The organism is Enterobacter cloacae complex sp. P1B (assembly GCF_014982345.1).
Taxonomy (GTDB): domain Bacteria; phylum Pseudomonadota; class Gammaproteobacteria; order Enterobacterales; family Enterobacteriaceae; genus Enterobacter; species Enterobacter bugandensis.
On sequence record NZ_JADCLF010000007.1, the window covers coordinates 1 to 18740 of the forward strand.

The following is an 18740-nucleotide window of genomic DNA, read 5'->3' on the forward strand; positions in this document are numbered from 1 at the left end:
TTCAGAGTCAAGCGTTTATTTCGCTTTTCTCTGATGACCCGGCGGCGTGTGTGCCGTTATTCCGTGTCAGTGGAGGCGCATTATAGGGAGTTATTCTGAAGTGACAAGAGGAAATTCAAAAAAACTTTCTGACCGTGTTTTTTTTCACCAACAGAGGTGATATCAAGCTACAAATTGTTCTATTTGATGTATCTGCAACCACAATCACATTCGAGGTGGCATAATTAACAGCATGAAACATTAAGGAATAAAAGCGATGCCATTAAGCGCACAACAGCTGGCCGCCCAAAAAAATCTGTCCTATGTGCTGGCAGAAAAGCTGGCGCAGCGCATTTTAGCGGGTAAATATGCCCCGGGGAGCATCCTGCCGGGCGAATTGGAGCTGGGTGAGCAGTTTGGAGTAAGCCGTACCGCGGTTCGCGAGGCGGTGAAAACCCTGACGGCAAAAGGTATGGTGCTTCCACGCCCTCGTATTGGCACGCGCGTGATGCCACAGAATAACTGGAATTTTCTCGATCAGGAGCTGCTCTCCTGGTGGATGACCGAAGACAACTTTCATCAGGTCGTCGATCACTTTCTTGTAATGCGCAGCAGCCTTGAACCTCAGGCATGCCTGCTTGCCGCCACGCTCGGGACAGCAGAGCAGAAAGCGCAGCTTAACGCACTCATGGAAGAGATGGTGTTCCTGAAAAAACACTTCAACCGGGAACGATGGATTGAGGTCGATATGGCCTGGCATGAACATATCTATATGATGAGCGCCAATCCGTTCCTCACTTCCTTTGCTTCGTTATTCCATTCGGTGTACCACACCTACTTTACCTCTATTACACAAGACGAAGTGGTAAAGCTGGATTTGCATCAGGCGATAGTAGATGCCATTCAGGAGAGCGACGGGCAGCGAGCCCTGACTGCATGTCAGGCATTGCTGACCGCACCAACCCACCAGCAGGTAAATAAATGACAGAGAAAAAAGCGCGCAGCATGGCCGGATTGCCGTGGATTGCAGCCATGGCGTTCTTTATGCAGGCACTGGATGCCACCATCCTCAATACGGCGCTTCCCGCCATTGCGCAAAGCCTTAACCGCTCCCCGCTGGCAATGCAGTCCGCCATCATCAGCTACACCCTCACGGTGGCGATGTTGATCCCGGTAAGTGGCTGGCTGGCCGATCGCTTCGGTACCCGCAGAGTTTTCATGCTGGCCGTAACGCTCTTTACGCTCGGTTCACTGGCCTGCGCGCTCTCCACTTCATTAACGGAGCTGGTTATCTTTCGCGTACTGCAGGGAATAGGCGGCGCGATGATGATGCCGGTGGCGCGCCTCGCTTTGCTGCGTGCCTACCCACGCAGCGAACTGCTCCCCGTACTCAACTTTGTCACCATGCCGGGGCTGGTCGGCCCAATACTTGGCCCGGTCCTCGGGGGTGTGCTGGTTACCTGGGCAAGCTGGCACTGGATTTTCCTGATTAATATTCCGATTGGCGTGGCAGGGCTGATCTATGCCCGCAAATATATGCCGAACTTCACCACGCCAAGGCGCAGCTTCGATATGGGCGGCTTTTTCCTGTTTGGACTGAGCCTGGTGCTGTTCTCCAGTGGCATGGAGCTCATTGGCGAGAAGCTCGTTGAAACGTGGCTGGCGCTCGCCGTCATCCTCAGTGGTATTCTGCTGTTCCTTCTTTATATACGCCATGCGCGTCGTCACCCGACACCGCTTATCTCTTTATCTCTCTTTAACACCCGAACCTTTTCCGTCGGGATCGCGGGCAATATTGCCTCACGTCTGGGCACAGGCTGCGTACCGTTCCTGATGCCATTGATGCTGCAGGTGGGGTTCGGCTACCCGGCGCTGATTGCCGGCTGCATGATGGCGCCCACGGCAATGGGTTCCATTCTGGCGAAATCGACGGTCACACAGGTACTGCGCTGGTTTGGCTATCGTAAAACGCTGGTTGGCGTGACGGTCTTTATCGGTCTGATGATTGCGCAGTTCTCGCTGCAATCCGCGGCGTTACCGGTCTGGATGTTGATCCTGCCGCTGTTTGTGCTGGGAATGGCGATGTCAACGCAGTTCACGTCGATGAACACCATCACCCTTGCGGACCTGACCGACGAGAACGCGAGCAGCGGCAACAGCGTACTGGCGGTGACCCAACAGCTGTCGATCAGCCTCGGGGTAGCCGTGAGCGCGGCGGTGCTGCGGTTTTATGAAGGGTTTGACGGCACGAATACCGTTGAGCAGTTCCACTATACCTTTATCACCATGGGCGTGCTTACCGTGGTGTCGGCGCTGGTCTTTATGTTGTTAAAACCGAAAGATGGCCGGAACCTGATTAAAGAGCGTCACAAAGAGAAAGCTAAACCGAACCGCGTTCCATCAGAACAGGAGTAAGCTGCAAACGTTGCTGTTGCAGCGTGGGCTGCGCCATACGGTGGATCAACACGTCGATGGCCAGCTCACCCAGTTCATCCTTCGGCTGATGGATCGTGGTCAGCGGCGGCGTCATGTAGCGCGCCAGTTCGATATCATCGTAACCGACGATCGCCATATCGTCCGGAACGCGCAATCCCGCCTGATACAGCGCCTGATAGGCACCAAACGCCATCGCATCGTTGCCGATAAACACCGCCTGCGGGCGAGGCTCTTGCGCCAGCAGCGTCTGCATTGCCTCGAAACCGCCGTTAAACTCGAAATCGCCGGTGATGCGATAGCCATCAGGAATGGCAAGCCCTGCCCGCTCCATTGCCGAAAGATAGCCTTCCAGACGCAAGCGCGCCGGGGTTTTATCCAGCGGGCCGGTAATGCAGGCAATGCGGGTATAGCCTTTATCAATCAGGTGCTGCGTCGCCATATCGCCGCCCAGCAGCGAGTTATCCTGAATCAGATCGCTGGTCCCGTCGAACGGCGCCCAGTCCATCATTACCGTGGGAATAGAAGGATAGCGCTGAATGATCTCTTTTGAAGGTTGATGCGTTTCGGTACAGAGCAGCAGCAGCCCGTCGACGCGTTTTTGCATCAGCGTTTCCAGGTTGCGGTTCATGCGCTGCTCGTCGCCTTCGGTATTGCACAGCACCAGACTGTAGCCACGCTCGAAGCAGCTGCGCTCTACGCCACGAACAAGTTCAGAATAGAAAGGATTGGTACTGGCCGTGATCAGCATGCCGATGGTGCGCGTCTGGTTAAGCTTCAGACTGCGCGCCAGCGCCGACGGCGCATAGTTGAGGTCTTTTACTGCGGCTTCGACTTTCTCCCGAATCGCCTCGCTGACGAAGCGGTCGTTATTAATAACGTGAGAGACGGTCGAAGTAGAAACGCCCGCCATGCGGGCGACATCTTTCATCGTAGCCAAGCGTTACCCCTGCTGACTTAAGAATTCATCGATCTCTTTACGCCACGGAACGGAAGGCTGTGCGCCTTTGCGCGTCACCGCAATCGCGGCGGCGGCATGCGCAAAGCGGATCGCGTCATCCATCGCTTTTCCTTCCAGCAATGCCGTCACCAGCGCACCATTGAAGGTGTCTCCAGCGGCGATGGTATCAATGGCTTTGACCTTAAAGCCCGGCACGCGACGGCCTTCGCCATTGACGCTAGCCCACACCCCGCGGCTACCAAGAGTAATGATAACGGTCCCGATGCCTTTTGCATGCAGCACTTTCGCCGCACGCGCGGCATCATTGTCATTTTCAACGCGAATGCCCGTCAGCTTTTCCGCTTCGGTTTCGTTCGGCGTAATGATGTCCACCAGCGCCAGCAGTTCATCTGATAATACACGGGCAGGCGCAGGGTTAAGTACGACAGTGGTATGATTTTCATGCGCAATTTTCGCGGCGGTCAGCACGCTTTCAACCGGGGACTCCAGCTGCATCAGCAGGGCCTCGGCCCCGCCAATGATTGCACGTTGCGCTTCTACGCGCTCCGTTGTTAGCGCTGCGTTAGCGCCAGCATGAATACCGATGACATTCTCACCTTCAGCGTTAACGAAAATCAGCGCCACGCCGGTAGACTCTCCCGCGACAACGCTGACCGGTGCGATATCGATGTTGTCGCTCGCCAGCTGCTTGCGTACGCGCTCGCCGGTATCGTCATCACCCGTACAGGCGATAAACGCGATATTCGCCCCGCTGCGCCCGGCGGCAACTGCCTGGTTTGCGCCCTTACCGCCGAACGCGACCTGATACTGATTACCGGTGACGGTTTCGCCCGGAGTGGGGAACGTTTCAAGGTTAAGAATGTGATCGGCATTGATACTGCCAAGGACGACGAGGTTGCCTGCGGTTTTCATGTATTGAGGTGTCCATCTGAGAGCGCCACCGGTATTACCCGGTGGCGTATGCCACACTTTTCTTTTATTTGGTGTCCCTCAGGCAGCCAGCGACTGCCTGAATCGCCTTTACTGCTTAATGACCAGCTTCAGGTCAACAGGGTATTTGGCCTGAACTTTTTCGCCCTTCAGCACTTTGTCGGCAGTTTCAACGCCAGTCGCGCCAATCTGCTCAGGTAGCTGAGCGATGGTCGCAGCCAGTTTGCCATCATTTACTGCTTTTTCACCATCCGGCGTGCCGTCAAATCCGACAACCATCACATCTGATTTACCTGCGGTCTGCAGGGCACGCAGCGCGCCCAGCGCCATTTCATCGTTCTGTGCAAATACCGCCTGCACATCTGGATGCGCGGTCAGCAGGTTCTGCATGACGTTCAGACCCTTAGTACGGTCGAAGTCTGCCGGCTGGCTGGCCAGCACGTTGAATTTGTGTGCAGCCACGGCCTGCTGGAAGCCTTCACCACGCTCGCGGGCTGCAGAAGTCCCGGCAATGCCCTGCAGTTCGATAACTTTCGCGCCTTCACCGGCTTTCTTCGCGATGTAGTCACCAGCAATTTTACCGCCCAGCACGTTATCAGACGCAATGTGGCTCACAACTTCGCCTTTCGTTGCCTGACGGTCCAGAGTGATCACCGGAATTTTCGCCTGGTTTGCCATCTTCACGGCGTTGCCTACGGCATCAGAATCGGTTGGGTTGATCAGCAGAATTTTGGTGCCACGAACGGTTAAGTCCTGAACGTTAGCCAGCTCTTTCGCCGGGTTGTTCTGTGAATCCAGCACCACCAGGTTGTAGCCCAGTTTGTCCGCTTCTTTCTGCGCACCGTCCTTCAGGGAGACGAAGAACGGGTTGTTCAGGGTAGAGACAACCAGCGCGATGGTATCTTTCGCCATGGCGTTAGCACTTACGGTTGCGCTCAGCGCGACAGCGGAAACCAGGGTAGCCAGTTTTTTCATGTTCATATCTAAGATGTCCTGTAGTGTCGTCAGTTACTGTTTTTTGTTGTCTACCAGTACCGCCAGCAAAATCACCACTGCCTTAACGATCATCTGGTAATAGGAGGAAACACCTAACAAATTCAAACCATTATTCAGGAAACCGAGGATCAGTGCGCCGATCAATGTCCCAACAATGCGACCTTTACCGCCCGCAAGGCTCGTACCGCCCAGAACCACCGCCGCGATGGCATCCAGCTCGTACCCCGTCCCCGCCGTCGGCTGCGCGGAAGAGAGGCGCGCCACTTCGATGATGCCCGCCAGTGACGCCAGCAGGCCGCACAGGGAGTACACGATAATTTTGACTTTATTAACGCTGATACCGGACAGGCGCGTGGCCGCTTCGTTACCGCCCAGGGCATAGATATAACGTCCCAGACGGGTATGGTGCAGCATGTACCACGCCGCCAGGAAGACGATAGCCATGATCCAGACCGGGGTCGGGACACCCAGCGGGCGACCGATACCGAACCAGCCAAACAAATCCGCGTTATCCGTAAACCCGGTATTCACCGGGCTACCGTTGGTGTAAACCATGGTCACACCGCGCAGCAGCAGCATCATCACCAGCGTGGCGATAAACGCCTGAACGCGGCCTTTTGCCACAATCACGCCGGTAACGGCACCAATCGCCGCGCCAGCCGCCAGTGCAGCCGCAACGGCCACCAGCGCGTTGACCTCAATTCCCACAATTGAAGCGGCGATCGCACCGGTGAGCGCCAACAGGGAACCGACGGACAGATCGATACCCGAGGTCAAAATCACCAGCGTCATGCCGACCGCCATAATGGCGTTCACCGACGTCTGCTGCAGAATGTTGAACAGATTATTGACGGTAAAAAAGTTCGGGCTCATGGTCGAGACAATCGCGATCAGCACCAGCAGGGCAATCAGCGATTTTTGTTCCATCAGCCATGCCTTTGTGAAATAGCGGCGACCAGAAACAGCCTGGGTAGTCATCTTCTTACTCCTGATTCACGCGATTAAGCTTGCCCACAGCGGCAGCCATCAGAACTTCCTGGGTGGCCTGCTCGCGAGTGAATTCACCGCCGAGATGCCCTTCATGCATGACGATAATGCGATCGCTCATGCCTAATACCTCTGGCATCTCGGAAGAGACCAGAATGATGCTCAGACCGTCGGCCTTGAACTGGTTAATCAGCTGATAGATCTCTTTTTTCGCGCCCACGTCCACGCCGCGGGTTGGCTCGTCGAGGATCAACACCTTCGGGCGCGTCATCAGCCCGCGGGCAATCGCCACTTTCTGCTGATTCCCGCCGGACAGCAGGCCAATAGCCTGCTCCATCGACGGGGTTTTAACGTTGAAGAGACGGATAAAATCGCTGACCGCCTGCTGCTCATCTTTATGCTTCAGGCTGCCGCCGCTATGGCTGAAATAGCGCAGCGCGGTGAGGGACATATTCTCTTTCACCGACATGCCCAGCACTAAGCCGTCGCGCTTGCGGTCTTCGGAGATATAGACGATGCCGTTCGCCAGCCCGTCCTGAGGCGAGCGGGTCACCACTTCATGGCCGTCAAGGGTAACGTAACCGCTGGTGCGCGGCAGTGCGCCGTACAGCACTTTCATCAGCTCGGTACGGCCCGCGCCCATCAGGCCCGCCACGCCCAGGATCTCGCCCTGACGCAGGGTAAAGGTCACATCGTTTACGCCTGGGCCGCAGAGGTTATCTACCTTCAGGCGGATCTCGCCCGGCGCTTTGTCCAGATGCGGATATTGGTCTTCGAGCTTACGTCCCACCATCATTTCGATCAGCGTATCTTCGGTCAGCGTCGCCACTTCGCGCTCGGCGATAAACTGGCCGTCGCGGAAGACGGTAACGTCGTCGCAAATTTCGAAGATCTCTTTCATGCGGTGAGAGATATAGACAATGCCGCGCCCCTGCGCTTTCAGCTCGCGGATCACGCGGAACAGGGATTCGGTTTCGGTATCGGTCAGGGCATCGGTCGGTTCATCCATAATGATGACCTTCGACTCGAAGCTCAGCACCTTCGCGATTTCCACCATCTGCTGATCGCCGATGGAAAGGTCGCCCACCAGGCGGTCGCTCTTAAAGCGCAGGTTCAGCTTCGCCAGCAGCTTGTCCGCTTCGGCGTACATGGTTTTCCAGTCGATTTTGCCGAACCGGTTCACGAACTCGCGGCCCAGGAAGATGTTTTCCGCAATGGTCAGCTGCGGGATCAGGTTCAGCTCCTGGTGAATAATGCCGATGCCCGCTTCCTGAGAGGATTTCGGGCCGTTAAAGGTGGTTTCTTTACCCAGCCAAACGAGTGAACCGGCATCGCGCTGGTAGATCCCGGTCAGCACTTTCATCATGGTGGATTTGCCGGCACCGTTTTCGCCCACCAGCGCCATCACGCGTCCTGGGTAGACGTTAAGCGCCGCACCGGAGAGGGCTTTTACGCCCGGGAACGACTTATCGATCCCTTTGAGTTGCAGTAATGCGTCCATGATGGCCTCAGAAGGTGACGCCAGCACAGAGAATGATATTCGCATACGGGGAACACTCCCCGCTGCGAATCACCGCCTGACTGTCTGCGGTTTGTTGTTTGAACTGTTCGTGCGTTGTGTAACGAATTTCTATGGTGTTTCCCTGGTGTTGTTGCAGTTGCTCAATGTGGCTGAGCAACGTTTCGTGGAGTTGCGGATTATGTTGTTTGATTTCCGCCGCGAGAATGGCCGCCTCAACCTGCATCTCCGCCGTCACCACCTCCAGTACCTGCATAAACGAGGGCACGCCCTGCGTTAACGCCATATCGATACGGGTTGTGCTGCGCGGAACCGGTAAGCCTGCATCGCAAACCACCAGCGTATCGGTATGCCCAAGACGGGAAATAACCGATGAGATTTCTGAGTTGAGAACCGTGCCTTTCTTCATTTTCTTGCTCCACTAGCGAAACGTTTCGCTAAAAATAGTGTAGCCGCATAAATGTTCAGAAAACCATCATGACGTAACGGATTTGTGATCAACGTCGAAACGTTTCGCTAAGTGAAATGGAGGGGGAGGTAAATGCAAAACGGTAACCGTCAGGTTACCGTTTTAGATGTTTGCGCCCTCTCCCTGTGGGAGAGGGACGGGGTGAGGGCATCAGGCCGCACGGAGACTTAAATCTCAACCTGCGTCCCCAGCTCAATGACGCGGTTAGGCGGGATCTCAAACTGGTCAGGCGCGCGCAGGGCGTTACGCTGCAGGATCAGATACAGCTTGCCGCGCAGACGCAGGTACCATGGGCGCTTGCCGATGATCAGCGACTCGTGGGACATAAAGAACGACGTCTCCATCATCCGGCAGCTTAACCCTTCCAGACCGCAGCGGTGGAACACCTCTTCCACGTTCGGCGTTTCGCGCCAGCCGTAGCTCGCCACCACGCGCCAGAAGGTCGGGGACAGCTGCTCAATCTGTACGCGGCGCACGTTGTGAACGTACGGCGCATCTTCGGTGCGCAGCGTCAGCAGGATCACGCGCTCGTGCAGCACTTTGTTGTGCTTAAGGTTATGCATCAGCGCAAACGGGATCACATTCAGGGCACGAGACATGTAAACCGCGGTACCCGGCACGCGCACCGGCGGGGATTTCTCAAGCGACGCGATCATCGCCTCCAGAGAATTACCGTGCTCATGCATGCGGCGCAGCAGGCGGAAGCGCTCGCTTTTCCATGTGGTCATGACAATGAACATCAACAGGCCCAGCGTCAGCGGCAGCCAGCCACCGGAGACAATTTTGTCGAGGTTCGCAGAGAACAGCGGCACGTCAATGCACAGGAAGCCCACCAGAATCATCCCCACGAGGAACTTATTCCAGTGCCAGTTGCGGTACGCCACCGTAGTGGAGAGAAGCGACGTCAGCACCATCGTACCGGTCACGGCAATACCGTAGGCCGCCGCCAGATTACTGGAGTGTTCGAAGCTAACAATCACGATCACAACAGCAAAGTAGAGCAGCCAGTTAACGAACGGGATGTAGATCTGGCCCGACTCCATCTCTGAGGTATGGATGATGCGCATTGGCGAGAGATATCCCAGACGAACGGCCTGACGGGTCAGAGAGAACACCCCGGAAATCACCGCCTGAGAGGCTATCACGGTCGCCAGCGTTGCGAGGATCAGCATAGGCACCAGCGCCCAGTCAGGCGCCAGCAGGAAGAATGGGTTCTTAATCGCTTCCGGGTTCTTGAGCAACAGCGCGCCCTGACCGAAGTAGTTCAGCACCAGCGACGGGAGCACCACAATAAACCATGCCACGCGGATAGGCAGCTTCCCGAAATGCCCCATGTCAGCATAGAGCGCCTCCACACCGGTGATGGAGAGCACGACCGCACCCAGAGCCACGAAGGAAACCACTTTGTATTCAAGGAAGAAATGCACCGCCCAGTAAGGGTTCAGCGCATGCAGCACTTCCGGGTTCGCAATAATGCTGCGCAAACCGAGCGCCGCCAGGATTAGGAACCAGGCCAGCATAATCGGCGCAAACAGTTTGCCCACCAGCCCGGTACCGTGTTTCTGGATCATGAACAGCAGCGTCAACACGATGATTGCCAGCGGGACAACCCAGGCATCAAGCTGCGGGGCAATAATCTCCAGCCCTTCAATCGCCGAGAGCACCGAGATAGCCGGTGTTATCACCACTTCCCCGTAGAAGAAGCTGCCACCTATCAGGCCGATAATCACCAGCACAGACGTCATTCTGGCCGAGGTATTGCGACCGGCAAGGGACATCAGGGTCAGGATCCCGCCTTCGCCCGCATTATCTGCACGCATAACGAAGGAGAGATATTTAACGGAAACGACCAGAATCAGCAGCCAGAAGATGAGGGACAGGAAGCCAAACACGGCATCGCGCTCAACACCAAAGCCAAACTGGCCGGACAAACATTCACGAAGCGTATAAAGTGGGCTGGTGCCGATATCACCGTAGACAACCCCGATCGCCGCAAGCGTTATTGCGGGTAATGATTGCTTATTATCAGTGCTCATAGACTAGTCTTTTCGTTTAAATAACAAATGTGTTCCTGTCCCTTGGTCCACAAAAAGCGCACAGTATGCACGATTCATTGCAAAATCGTACCCCTAAATGCAACCGCATTAATGTAGCGCAAAGAAAATTGCGCCGCACTTCAGCCTATTACCAGCCCTGACTGAAACGTCTATACTCGCTTCAATTGGCCGCCACAACGGCGAAAGGATGCAAAACTATTATGGCTCACTCACATTTATTAGCAGAAAGAATTTCCCGCCTCAGCAGCGCGCTGGAGAAAGGCCTTTACGAGCGTAGCCACGCCATTCGCCTTTGCCTGCTGGCGGCATTGAGCGGTGAAAGCGTATTTCTGCTGGGACCGCCGGGCATTGCCAAAAGTTTGATTGCACGCCGCCTAAAGTTCGCTTTCCAGAACGCTCGCGCATTCGAGTATTTGATGACGCGCTTCTCCACGCCAGAAGAAGTTTTCGGCCCGCTTTCTATTCAGGCGCTAAAAGATGAAGGGCGCTATGAGCGTCTGACGGCGGGCTATCTCCCGGAAGCGGAAATCGTCTTTCTTGATGAGATCTGGAAAGCCGGCCCGGCCATTCTGAATACCCTGCTGACGGCAATCAACGAACGCCGCTTCCGCAACGGCGCGAGCGAAGAGAAGATCCCCATGCGCCTGCTGGTGGCCGCGTCAAACGAACTGCCCGAAGCCGACAGCAGCCTGGAAGCGCTGTATGACCGCATGCTGATCCGCCTGTGGCTGGATAAAGTCCAGGATAAATCAAACTTCCGTTCAATGCTGGTGAGCCAGCAGGACGAAAACGAAAACCCGGTCGCGCCTTCACTGCAGGTGACGGACGAGGAGTACCATCAGTGGCAGGACGAGATCGGTAAAATTAAGCTGCCCGACGCCGTCTTTGAGCTGATCTTCATGCTGCGCCAGCAGCTTGATTCCCTGCCTTCCGCCCCGTACGTCTCGGATCGTCGCTGGAAAAAAGCGATCCGTCTGCTCCAGGCCAGCGCGCTGTTCAGCGGTCGCGACGCGGTCGCCCCTATCGATCTGATCCTGCTAAAAGACTGCCTCTGGCACGACGCAGAAGGCATGAACCTGATGCAGCAGCAGCTGGACGTTTTGATGACCGGGCACGCCTGGGGGCAGCAGGCGATGCTCAACCAGCTGGGGGCGATTGCCCAACGGCGCATTCAGCTCCAGCAGCAGCAAAGCGATAAAACCGCGCTAAAAGTGAACCGACTGGGCGGCATGTTCGCCCGCAAACCGCATTACGAGCTACCCGCCGATCTGACCGGCACGACGCTGACACTGCTGCTCCAGCAGCCCCTCAAGCTGCATGATATGCAGGTGGTGCACATTACGATTGAACGCGAGCCGCTGGCGCAGTGGCTGGATAAGGGCGGGGAGATCCGCGGAAAGCTCAACGGCATCGGTTTCGCGCAGCCGCTGAATATGGAAGTGGACAGCAGTCAGCACCTGGTGATCCGCGACGTGAGCCTTCAGGGATCGCGTCTTGCGCTTCCCGGCACCGCCTCGGACAGCGTGCCGGAAGAGATTAAACAGCAGCTGGAAGCGCTGGATACCGAATGGCATCAGCAGCACACCCGCTTCAGCGAGCAGCAAAAATGCCTCTTTATTCATAGCGACTGGCTAGGTCGCATTGAAGCCAGCCTGCAGGACGTCAGCGCGCAGATCAAACAGGCGCGTCAATGCTAACGCTGGACACGCTCAATATGATGCTGGCCGTCAGCGAGGAAGGGTTGATCGAGGAGGTGGTGATTACCCTTCTGGCATCGCCGCAGCTGGCGGCCTTCTTTGAAAAATTCCCGAAGCTCAAAAAAGCGATGACGGACGATCTCCCGCGCTGGCGCGACAATCTGCGGCAGCGGTTTAAGGAGACAGAAGTCCCGCCCGAACTGACGGAGGAAGTCGCGGCCTATCAGCAGTGTCAGCGGCTATCGACGCCACAGTTTATCGTCCAGATCCCGCAAACCCTTACCCTGCTCGATAAAGTCCACTCTCCGTTTGCCGGCCAGGCCAGAACGCTGGTCACAGAAAACGTCACCTTTACCCCGGCGCTGCACACCCTCTTTTTACAGCGCTGGCGCCTGAGCCTGGTCGTCCAGGCTACCACGCTGAACCAACAGCTTCTGGATGAAGAGCGGGAACAGCTGCTCAGCGAAGTCCAGGAACGCATGACGCTGAGTGGCCAGCTCGAAGAGGTGCTGGTAGAAAATGAAAACGCCGCTGGTCGCCTCTGGGATATGAGCGCCGGGCAGCTGCGGCGCGGGGATTATCAACTGATCGTGAAGTACGGCGACTTTCTTACCCAGCAGCCGGAGCTGATGAAGCTCGCGGAACAGCTCGGCCGCTCGCGAGAGGCCAAATCGGTCCCAAAGAAGGATGCCCCGATGGAAACCTTCCGCACCCTTGTACGCGAACCGGCTACCGTGCCGGAGCAGGTCGACGGACTCCAGCAAAGCGATGACATCCTGCGCCTGCTGCCGACCGAGCTAAGCACGCTGGGGATGACCGAACTGGAGTATGAGTTTTACCGGCGGCTGGTGGAAAAACAGCTTCTCACCTATCGGCTGCACGGCGAAGCCTGGCGAGAGAAGCTCAGCCAGCGCCCGGTCGTGCATCAGGACTTTGATGAGCAGCCGCGCGGGCCGTTTATTGTCTGCGTGGATACGTCCGGCTCAATGGGCGGCTTTAACGAGCAGTGTGCGAAGGCGTTCTGTCTGGCGCTGATGCGCGTGGCGCTCGCTGACCGCCGTCGCTGCTTTATCATGCTCTTCTCCAGCGAAGTCGTGGGCTATGAGCTGACGAACCAGCAGGGCATTGAGCAGGCCATCCGCTTTTTAAGCCAGCGTTTTCGCGGCGGCACCGATCTGGCCAGCTGTTTTCGCAGCATTGTAGAACGGATGCAGGGCGGCGACTGGTACGACGCTGACGCGGTGGTGATTTCCGATTTCATTGCCCAGCGGCTGCCGGAAGATGTGGTAAATAAAGTGAAGGAGCTGCAACGCGTGCACCAGCACCGTTTTCATGCCGTGGCGATGTCCGCACATGGAAAACCCGGCATCATGCGCATCTTCGATCATATCTGGCGCTTTGATACCGGGTTGCGTAGCCGTCTGCTCAGACGCTGGCGGCGTTAATTAAAGAAGAGAATCGACGCTTTCACGTACCTGCTGCGGCCAGACCCCACACTGCACCTGGCCAATGTGAGACAGTTGCAGCAGCAGCATGGTCAGACGGGACTGCCCGATACCGCCGCCGATGGTCTGCGGCATTTCACCACGCAACAGCGCCTGATGCCACTCTAATTTAAGGCGATCTTCATCACCAGTCACCGCCAGCTGGCGCTTCAGCGCCTCTGCATCCACGCGGATCCCCATCGAAGAGAGCTCAAACGCATCTTCCAGAACCGGGTTCCAGACCAGAATATCGCCGTTCAGACCGGCATATTCGCTTTCGCCCGCGGTGCTCCAGTCATCATAATCCGGCGCACGAACGTCGTGACGTTTGCCATCAGACAGTTTGCCGCCGATGCCAATCAGAAATACCGCGCCCAGTTCTTTGGCGATCGCCCGCTCGCGGCCTTTGGCATCAAGATCCGGGAAGCGGCTCAGCAGTTCCTGGCTGTGGACAAAGTGGATCGTATCCGGCAGGAACGGTACCAGACCAAACTCTTTGCTCACGGCTGCTTCGGTCGCTTTGATCCCCGCGTAGATCGCCTCAACGGTGGATTTCAGCGTGCCGACGTGGCGTTCACCATCTCCCATTACTCGCTCCCAGTCCCACTGGTCAACGTAGACAGAGTGAATCGGGGAGAGGCGGTCTTCATCGGGGCGAAGGGCTTTCATGTGCGTGTAGAGCCCTTCGCCCGCGCTGAAGTCGTGTTGTCCCAGGGTTTGACGCTTCCACTTCGCCAGGGAATGCACCACTTCGAACTGGGCGTCTGGCAGTGTTTTCACTTTTACCTGTACCGCTTTTTCGCATCCAGACAGGTTATCCTGCGTCCCGTCACCCACGCGGCTCAGAATCGGCGCCTGAACTTCAATAAGACCAAGCTTCTCTTCCAGTTGGCGGGAAAAATGGGATTTTACGAAACTGATCTGGCGTTGTTTTGCGATGTAAGCGGTTTTCATTATTTATACTCCTGCGTCCTGTTGATAATGATTAAGCAACAGAATCGACACTTAATTCAATAACCCATCAACAAAAAGCCACCTTCACTTTTGATTCGTTAAAATAAGACGCTAGAATAGACGTATTCATTAATCTTCATAAGAAAAAGCTATGGAAAATTATCAGATCGACAATCTGGACCGCGGCATCCTTGAGGCCTTAATGGCCAATGCCCGTACAGCCTACGCCGAACTGGCGAAACAGTTTGGCGTCAGCCCGGGAACCATTCACGTTCGCGTAGAGAAGATGAAGCAGGCAGGGATCATTACCGGTGCGCGCATCGACGTCAGCCCGAAACAGCTGGGTTACGACGTCTGCTGCTTCATCGGCATTATTCTTAAAAGCGCAAAAGACTACCCCTCCGCGCTGGCAAAGCTGAACGCGCTCGATGAAGTCACCGAGGCGTACTACACCACCGGGCACTACAGCATCTTTATTAAGGTGATGTGCCGATCCATCGATGCCCTCCAGCAGGTACTTATCAACAAGATCCAAACAATCGATGAAATTCAGTCCACCGAGACACTGATCTCCCTGCAAAACCCGATCATGCGTACCATCCGCCCGTGATCGGGCAAATTCATTCCCACATTTTCCACAGGTAGATCCCAGCTCGTTCACAGCGTACAATGATCCCCTCTTTATCTGAGCGAGCGATCAATGGCGGACATTACCCTTATCAGCGGCAGCACTCTTGGCGGTGCGGAATACGTAGCGGAACATCTGGCTGAAAAGCTGGAAGATGCAGGCTTTTCTACACAAACGCTGCACGGGCCGCTGCTTGAAGATCTCCCGGCTGACGGGGTCTGGCTGCTGATCACCTCCACGCACGGCGCGGGCGATCTGCCGGATAACCTGCAACCTTTATATGACGAACTGCTGGAACAGCAGCCCGACCTGTCAAACGTCCGTTTTGGCGCAGTGGGGATCGGCAGTCGTGAATATGACACCTTTTGCGGGGCAATAGAGAAGGTCGAAGCCGCTGTTACCGCTTGCGGAGCAAAACAGCTGGGTGAAACGCTCAAGATCAACATCCTCGATCATGACATTCCGGAAGTTCCAGCCGAGATCTGGCTCGCGGAATGGAAAAATTTACTCAAAAACGATTAAAGATCGCGCGAACAGATGTGGATAACTCTGGTTAAAAGCTCGTATTAACCCGTAGTTATCCAAAGAACAACCCTAGCGTCGTTTTTGGCCTGTGTATAAAGTCGCGATCTGATCCCAGCTTATACGGTCCTGGATCACCGATCATTCACAGCAAACGATCCTTCCTAACTGCATGATCTTATTTGCAGGATCGGACTTATCCACACGTGTCCACGATCCTAATAAGAGATCACAATAGAACAGATCTCTAAATAAAAAGATCTTCTTTTTAATAGCCCAGGATCCCAATGCTTTCTCGAAAGACTAAAGTTGAGTAGAATCCACGGCCCGGGCTTCAATCCATTTTCATACCGCTTTACGCGAGGCAGACCACCATGTTTTATCAGGATCCTTTTGACGTCATCATCATTGGCGGGGGTCATGCAGGCACTGAGGCCGCAATGGCCGCAGCGCGAATGGGTCAGCAGACCCTGCTTTTGACACACAATATCGACACGCTGGGACAAATGTCCTGTAATCCGGCGATTGGCGGCATTGGGAAAGGACACCTGGTAAAAGAAGTGGATGCACTTGGCGGCTTGATGGCGAAAGCGATCGATCATGCGGGCATTCAGTTTAGGATACTAAACGCGAGTAAAGGCCCTGCTGTTCGCGCCACTCGTGCGCAGGCAGACCGCGTGCTTTACCGCCAGGCCGTGCGCACCGCGCTGGAGAACCAGCCGAACCTGATGATCTTCCAGCAGGCGGTAGAAGATCTTATCGTTGAGAACGATCGCGTCGTGGGCGCCGTGACCCAGATGGGCCTCAAGTTCCGCGCCAAAGCCGTGGTGCTTACGGTCGGGACATTCCTGGACGGCAAAATCCATATTGGTCTGGACAACTACAGCGGTGGCCGTGCTGGCGATCCGCCGTCCATTCCGCTGTCTCGTCGTCTGCGTGAACTGCCGCTGCGCGTCAGCCGTCTGAAAACCGGCACGCCGCCGCGTATCGATGCGCGCACCATTGATTTCAGCGTACTGGCCCAACAGCACGGCGATAACCCGATGCCGGTTTTCTCGTTCATGGGCAACGCGGCGCAACACCCGCAGCAGGTACCTTGCTACATCACGCATACCAACGAAAAAACCCATGACGTGATCCGCAATAACCTCGATCGCAGCCCAATGTACGCTGGCGTGATCGAAGGGATCGGCCCACGTTACTGCCCGTCGATCGAAGACAAAGTGATGCGCTTTGCCGATCGTAACCAGCACCAGATCTTCCTGGAGCCGGAAGGGCTGACCTCGAACGAAATTTACCCGAACGGCATCTCCACCAGCCTGCCATTCGACGTGCAGATGCAAATTGTTCGCTCAATGCAGGGGATGGAGAATGCGAAAATCGTTCGCCCTGGCTACGCTATTGAGTACGATTTCTTCGACCCGCGTGACCTGAAGCCGACGCTGGAGAGCAAATTCATCCACGGCCTGTTCTTCGCGGGGCAGATTAACGGCACCACCGGCTACGAAGAAGCCGCAGCGCAGGGGTTGCTTGCCGGTCTGAACGCTGCCCGCTTCTCTGCCGAGAAAGAGGGCTGGGCGCCGGCGCGTTCTCAGGCCTATCTGGGCGTTTTGGTCGACGATCTCTGCACGCTGGGCACCAAAGAACCGTACCGTATGTTTACCTCTCGCGCGGAATATCGTCTGATGCTGCGCGAGGACAACGCCGACCTGCGTCTGACCGAGATAGGCCGCGAGCTGGGTCTGGTGGATGACGAACGCTGGGCGCGCTTTAACGAGAAGCTGGAACGTATTGAACAGGAACGTCAGCGCCTGAAAACCACGTGGGTAAACCCACAGGCGGAAACCGCTGCCGAAGTGAACGCTCACTTAACAGCGCCGCTGTCGCGTGAAGCCAGCGGCGAAGATCTGCTGCGTCGTCCTGAAGTCACCTACGAGAATCTGGTCAAACTGACCGCGTTCGCACCGGGCCTTGAAGACGCTGAAGCTGCCGAGCAGGTCGAAATTCAGGTGAAGTACGAAGGCTACATCGCGCGTCAGCAGGATGAGATCGAAAAACAGCAGCGCAACGAAAACACGCTGCTGCCGGAAATGCTGGACTACCGTCAGGTGACGGGCCTTTCCAACGAAGTGATCGCTAAGCTGAACGATCACAAACCGGTATCGATTGGCCAGGCCTCCCGTATCTCGGGCGTTACGCCGGCGGCGATTTCGATCCTGCTGGTGTGGCTGAAAAAGCAGGGCATGCTGCGCCGTAGCGCGTAATTGACATTGCTTTTGGCGGGTAGCGCTTCGCTGACCCGCCCTACTTATTCGTAGGCCCGGTAAGCGGCAGCGCCACCGGGCAAAAAAACTCTCAACAGGTATTCACCGTGCTCAACAAACTCTCTCGTCTGCTGGATCAGGCAGGTATTTCGCTCACCGATCACCAGAAAAACCAGCTGGTGGCGTATGTCGATATGCTGAACAAATGGAATAAAGCGTACAACCTGACGTCTGTGCGCGATCCCAACGAGATGCTGGTTCGCCATATTCTCGATAGTATCGTGGTGGCGCCGTACCTGAAAGGTGGACGTTTTATCGACGTGGGGACGGGGCCGGGTTTGCCGGGCGTTCCGCTGTCGATTGTCCGACCCGAGAGCCATTTCACGCTGCTGGACAGCCTGGGCAAGCGCGTGCGCTTTTTACGCCAGGTTCAGCATGAACTGAAGCTCGATAACATCACGCCCGTACAGAGCAGGGTAGAGGAGTTTCCGGCAGAGCCGCCGTTTGACGGCGTTATCAGCCGTGCGTTTGCTTCGCTCAATGACATGGTGAGCTGGTGTAAGCATCTGCCGGCAGAAGATGGCCGTTTTTATGCGCTGAAAGGGCAGCTGCCCGGTGATGAAATTGAACAGATTCCGGAAGGTTTTAGCGTTGAAACCATCGAGAAATTAAACGTTCCGCAGCTCGACGGTGAACGTCATCTGGTGATAATTAAGCCAAACAATTTTTAAAAAAATAATAAAAAATGTGGAATTTGTGCTGTTCTGAGTATGTTAAAAAACAGCACAACTAACCGGGATTAACCAGAGAGCGTTTAACCGCTTTTTTACCAGGGATTTTCTTGCGGTTAACCTCACGTC

The 18740-nt window shown here is 55.8% G+C and carries 16 protein-coding genes; 8 read left to right on the top strand and 8 right to left on the bottom strand.

Annotated elements, in window-relative coordinates; genetic code table 11:
• The first annotated feature begins 256 nt into the window (after positions 1 to 256).
• Together INF77_RS07215 and mdtD are read left to right on the top strand one after the other, a co-directional pair.
• Positions 257 to 964, top strand: a complete 708-nt coding sequence (locus INF77_RS07215) for a FadR/GntR family transcriptional regulator (RefSeq protein ID WP_028014903.1) — start codon at positions 257 to 259, stop codon at positions 962 to 964.
• Positions 961 to 2394, top strand: coding sequence for a multidrug transporter subunit MdtD (gene mdtD, locus INF77_RS07220; RefSeq protein WP_193532917.1), 1434 nt, complete (start codon positions 961 to 963; stop codon positions 2392 to 2394). Before INF77_RS07215 ends, mdtD begins: the two co-directional genes overlap by 4 nt.
• On the opposite strand, the gene rbsR is transcribed toward mdtD, so the two are convergent.
• The 7 genes from rbsR to kup all read right to left on the bottom strand — a co-directional run bounded on the left by rbsR (position 2360) and on the right by kup (position 10310).
• Positions 2360 to 3352, bottom strand: coding sequence for a ribose operon transcriptional repressor RbsR (gene rbsR, locus INF77_RS07225; protein WP_072252026.1), 993 nt, complete (start codon positions 3350 to 3352; stop codon positions 2360 to 2362). The two genes, mdtD and rbsR, sit on opposite strands and share 35 nt — an antisense overlap.
• 3 nt (positions 3353 to 3355) lie before the next feature.
• Positions 3356 to 4285, bottom strand: coding sequence for a ribokinase (gene rbsK, locus INF77_RS07230; RefSeq protein ID WP_063155251.1), 930 nt, complete (start codon positions 4283 to 4285; stop codon positions 3356 to 3358).
• A 108-nt stretch (positions 4286 to 4393) separates the two neighbouring features.
• On the bottom strand, positions 4394 to 5284 hold the full coding sequence (gene rbsB, locus INF77_RS07235; RefSeq protein WP_010426610.1) for a ribose ABC transporter substrate-binding protein RbsB: 891 nt from the start codon (positions 5282 to 5284) through the stop codon (positions 4394 to 4396).
• A 27-nt stretch (positions 5285 to 5311) separates the two neighbouring features.
• Positions 5312 to 6277: a ribose ABC transporter permease gene (gene rbsC / locus INF77_RS07240; RefSeq protein ID WP_006808742.1), complete on the bottom strand. Its 966-nt coding sequence runs from the start codon at positions 6275 to 6277 to the stop codon at positions 5312 to 5314.
• Positions 6278 to 6281: 4 nt separating this feature from the next.
• On the bottom strand, positions 6282 to 7787 hold the full coding sequence (rbsA, locus tag INF77_RS07245) for a ribose ABC transporter ATP-binding protein RbsA (protein WP_041911754.1): 1506 nt from the start codon (positions 7785 to 7787) through the stop codon (positions 6282 to 6284).
• Between the two features lie 7 nt (positions 7788 to 7794).
• Positions 7795 to 8214 (bottom strand): D-ribose pyranase, encoded by a 420-nt coding sequence (rbsD, locus tag INF77_RS07250; RefSeq protein WP_003862392.1) that lies wholly within the window; start codon positions 8212 to 8214, stop codon positions 7795 to 7797.
• Positions 8215 to 8441: 227 nt separating this feature from the next.
• The gene (kup, locus tag INF77_RS07255; protein WP_045261172.1) at positions 8442 to 10310 is read right to left on the bottom strand and encodes a low affinity potassium transporter Kup; all 1869 of its coding nucleotides are present in this window, start codon (positions 10308 to 10310) and stop codon (positions 8442 to 8444) included.
• A gap of 221 nt (positions 10311 to 10531) precedes the next feature.
• Here kup and ravA point away from each other — a divergent pair, with 221 nt between their 5' ends.
• The gene (ravA, locus tag INF77_RS07260) at positions 10532 to 12028 is read left to right on the top strand and encodes an ATPase RavA (protein WP_045631286.1); all 1497 of its coding nucleotides are present in this window, start codon (positions 10532 to 10534) and stop codon (positions 12026 to 12028) included.
• Complete coding sequence (gene viaA, locus INF77_RS07265; RefSeq protein WP_150145080.1) at positions 12022 to 13473, top strand: ATPase RavA stimulator ViaA; 1452 nt, start codon at positions 12022 to 12024, stop codon at positions 13471 to 13473. Before ravA ends, viaA begins: the two co-directional genes overlap by 7 nt.
• Here viaA and asnA read toward each other — a convergent pair whose 3' ends face one another.
• On the bottom strand, positions 13474 to 14466 hold the full coding sequence (gene asnA / locus INF77_RS07270; protein WP_041911750.1) for an aspartate--ammonia ligase: 993 nt from the start codon (positions 14464 to 14466) through the stop codon (positions 13474 to 13476).
• A 151-nt stretch (positions 14467 to 14617) separates the two neighbouring features.
• Between asnA and asnC the strand changes: the two genes are divergently transcribed.
• The 4 genes from asnC (at position 14618) to rsmG (ending at position 18611) form a co-directional block, all read left to right on the top strand.
• Positions 14618 to 15076, top strand: coding sequence for a transcriptional regulator AsnC (asnC, locus tag INF77_RS07275; protein ID WP_008500198.1), 459 nt, complete (start codon positions 14618 to 14620; stop codon positions 15074 to 15076).
• Positions 15077 to 15166: 90 nt separating this feature from the next.
• The gene (gene mioC / locus INF77_RS07280; protein WP_193532916.1) at positions 15167 to 15616 is read left to right on the top strand and encodes an FMN-binding protein MioC; all 450 of its coding nucleotides are present in this window, start codon (positions 15167 to 15169) and stop codon (positions 15614 to 15616) included.
• A gap of 374 nt (positions 15617 to 15990) precedes the next feature.
• The gene (gene mnmG, locus INF77_RS07285) at positions 15991 to 17880 is read left to right on the top strand and encodes a tRNA uridine-5-carboxymethylaminomethyl(34) synthesis enzyme MnmG (protein ID WP_045261176.1); all 1890 of its coding nucleotides are present in this window, start codon (positions 15991 to 15993) and stop codon (positions 17878 to 17880) included.
• Between the two features lie 107 nt (positions 17881 to 17987).
• Entirely contained in the window at positions 17988 to 18611 is a 624-nt protein-coding gene (rsmG, locus tag INF77_RS07290; protein WP_193532915.1) for a 16S rRNA (guanine(527)-N(7))-methyltransferase RsmG, read from the top strand.
• Positions 18612 to 18740: the final 129 nt, after the last annotated feature.

Coding starts and splice junctions, on each gene's coding strand:
- asnA (WP_041911750.1), bottom strand. CDS start 14,466: ATGAAAACCGCTTACATCGCAAAACAACGCCAGATCAGTTTCGTAAAA.
- kup (WP_045261172.1), bottom strand. CDS start 10,310: ATGAGCACTGATAATAAGCAATCATTACCCGCAATAACGCTTGCGGCG.
- rbsK (WP_063155251.1), bottom strand. CDS start 4,285: ATGAAAACCGCAGGCAACCTCGTCGTCCTTGGCAGTATCAATGCCGAT.
- ravA (WP_045631286.1), top strand. CDS start 10,532: ATGGCTCACTCACATTTATTAGCAGAAAGAATTTCCCGCCTCAGCAGC.
- mdtD (WP_193532917.1), top strand. CDS start 961: ATGACAGAGAAAAAAGCGCGCAGCATGGCCGGATTGCCGTGGATTGCA.
- mioC (WP_193532916.1), top strand. CDS start 15,167: ATGGCGGACATTACCCTTATCAGCGGCAGCACTCTTGGCGGTGCGGAA.
- rbsA (WP_041911754.1), bottom strand. CDS start 7,787: ATGGACGCATTACTGCAACTCAAAGGGATCGATAAGTCGTTCCCGGGC.
- mnmG (WP_045261176.1), top strand. CDS start 15,991: ATGTTTTATCAGGATCCTTTTGACGTCATCATCATTGGCGGGGGTCAT.
- viaA (WP_150145080.1), top strand. CDS start 12,022: ATGCTAACGCTGGACACGCTCAATATGATGCTGGCCGTCAGCGAGGAA.
- INF77_RS07215 (WP_028014903.1), top strand. CDS start 257: ATGCCATTAAGCGCACAACAGCTGGCCGCCCAAAAAAATCTGTCCTAT.
- rbsC (WP_006808742.1), bottom strand. CDS start 6,277: ATGACTACCCAGGCTGTTTCTGGTCGCCGCTATTTCACAAAGGCATGG.
- rbsB (WP_010426610.1), bottom strand. CDS start 5,284: ATGAACATGAAAAAACTGGCTACCCTGGTTTCCGCTGTCGCGCTGAGC.
- asnC (WP_008500198.1), top strand. CDS start 14,618: ATGGAAAATTATCAGATCGACAATCTGGACCGCGGCATCCTTGAGGCC.
- rbsD (WP_003862392.1), bottom strand. CDS start 8,214: ATGAAGAAAGGCACGGTTCTCAACTCAGAAATCTCATCGGTTATTTCC.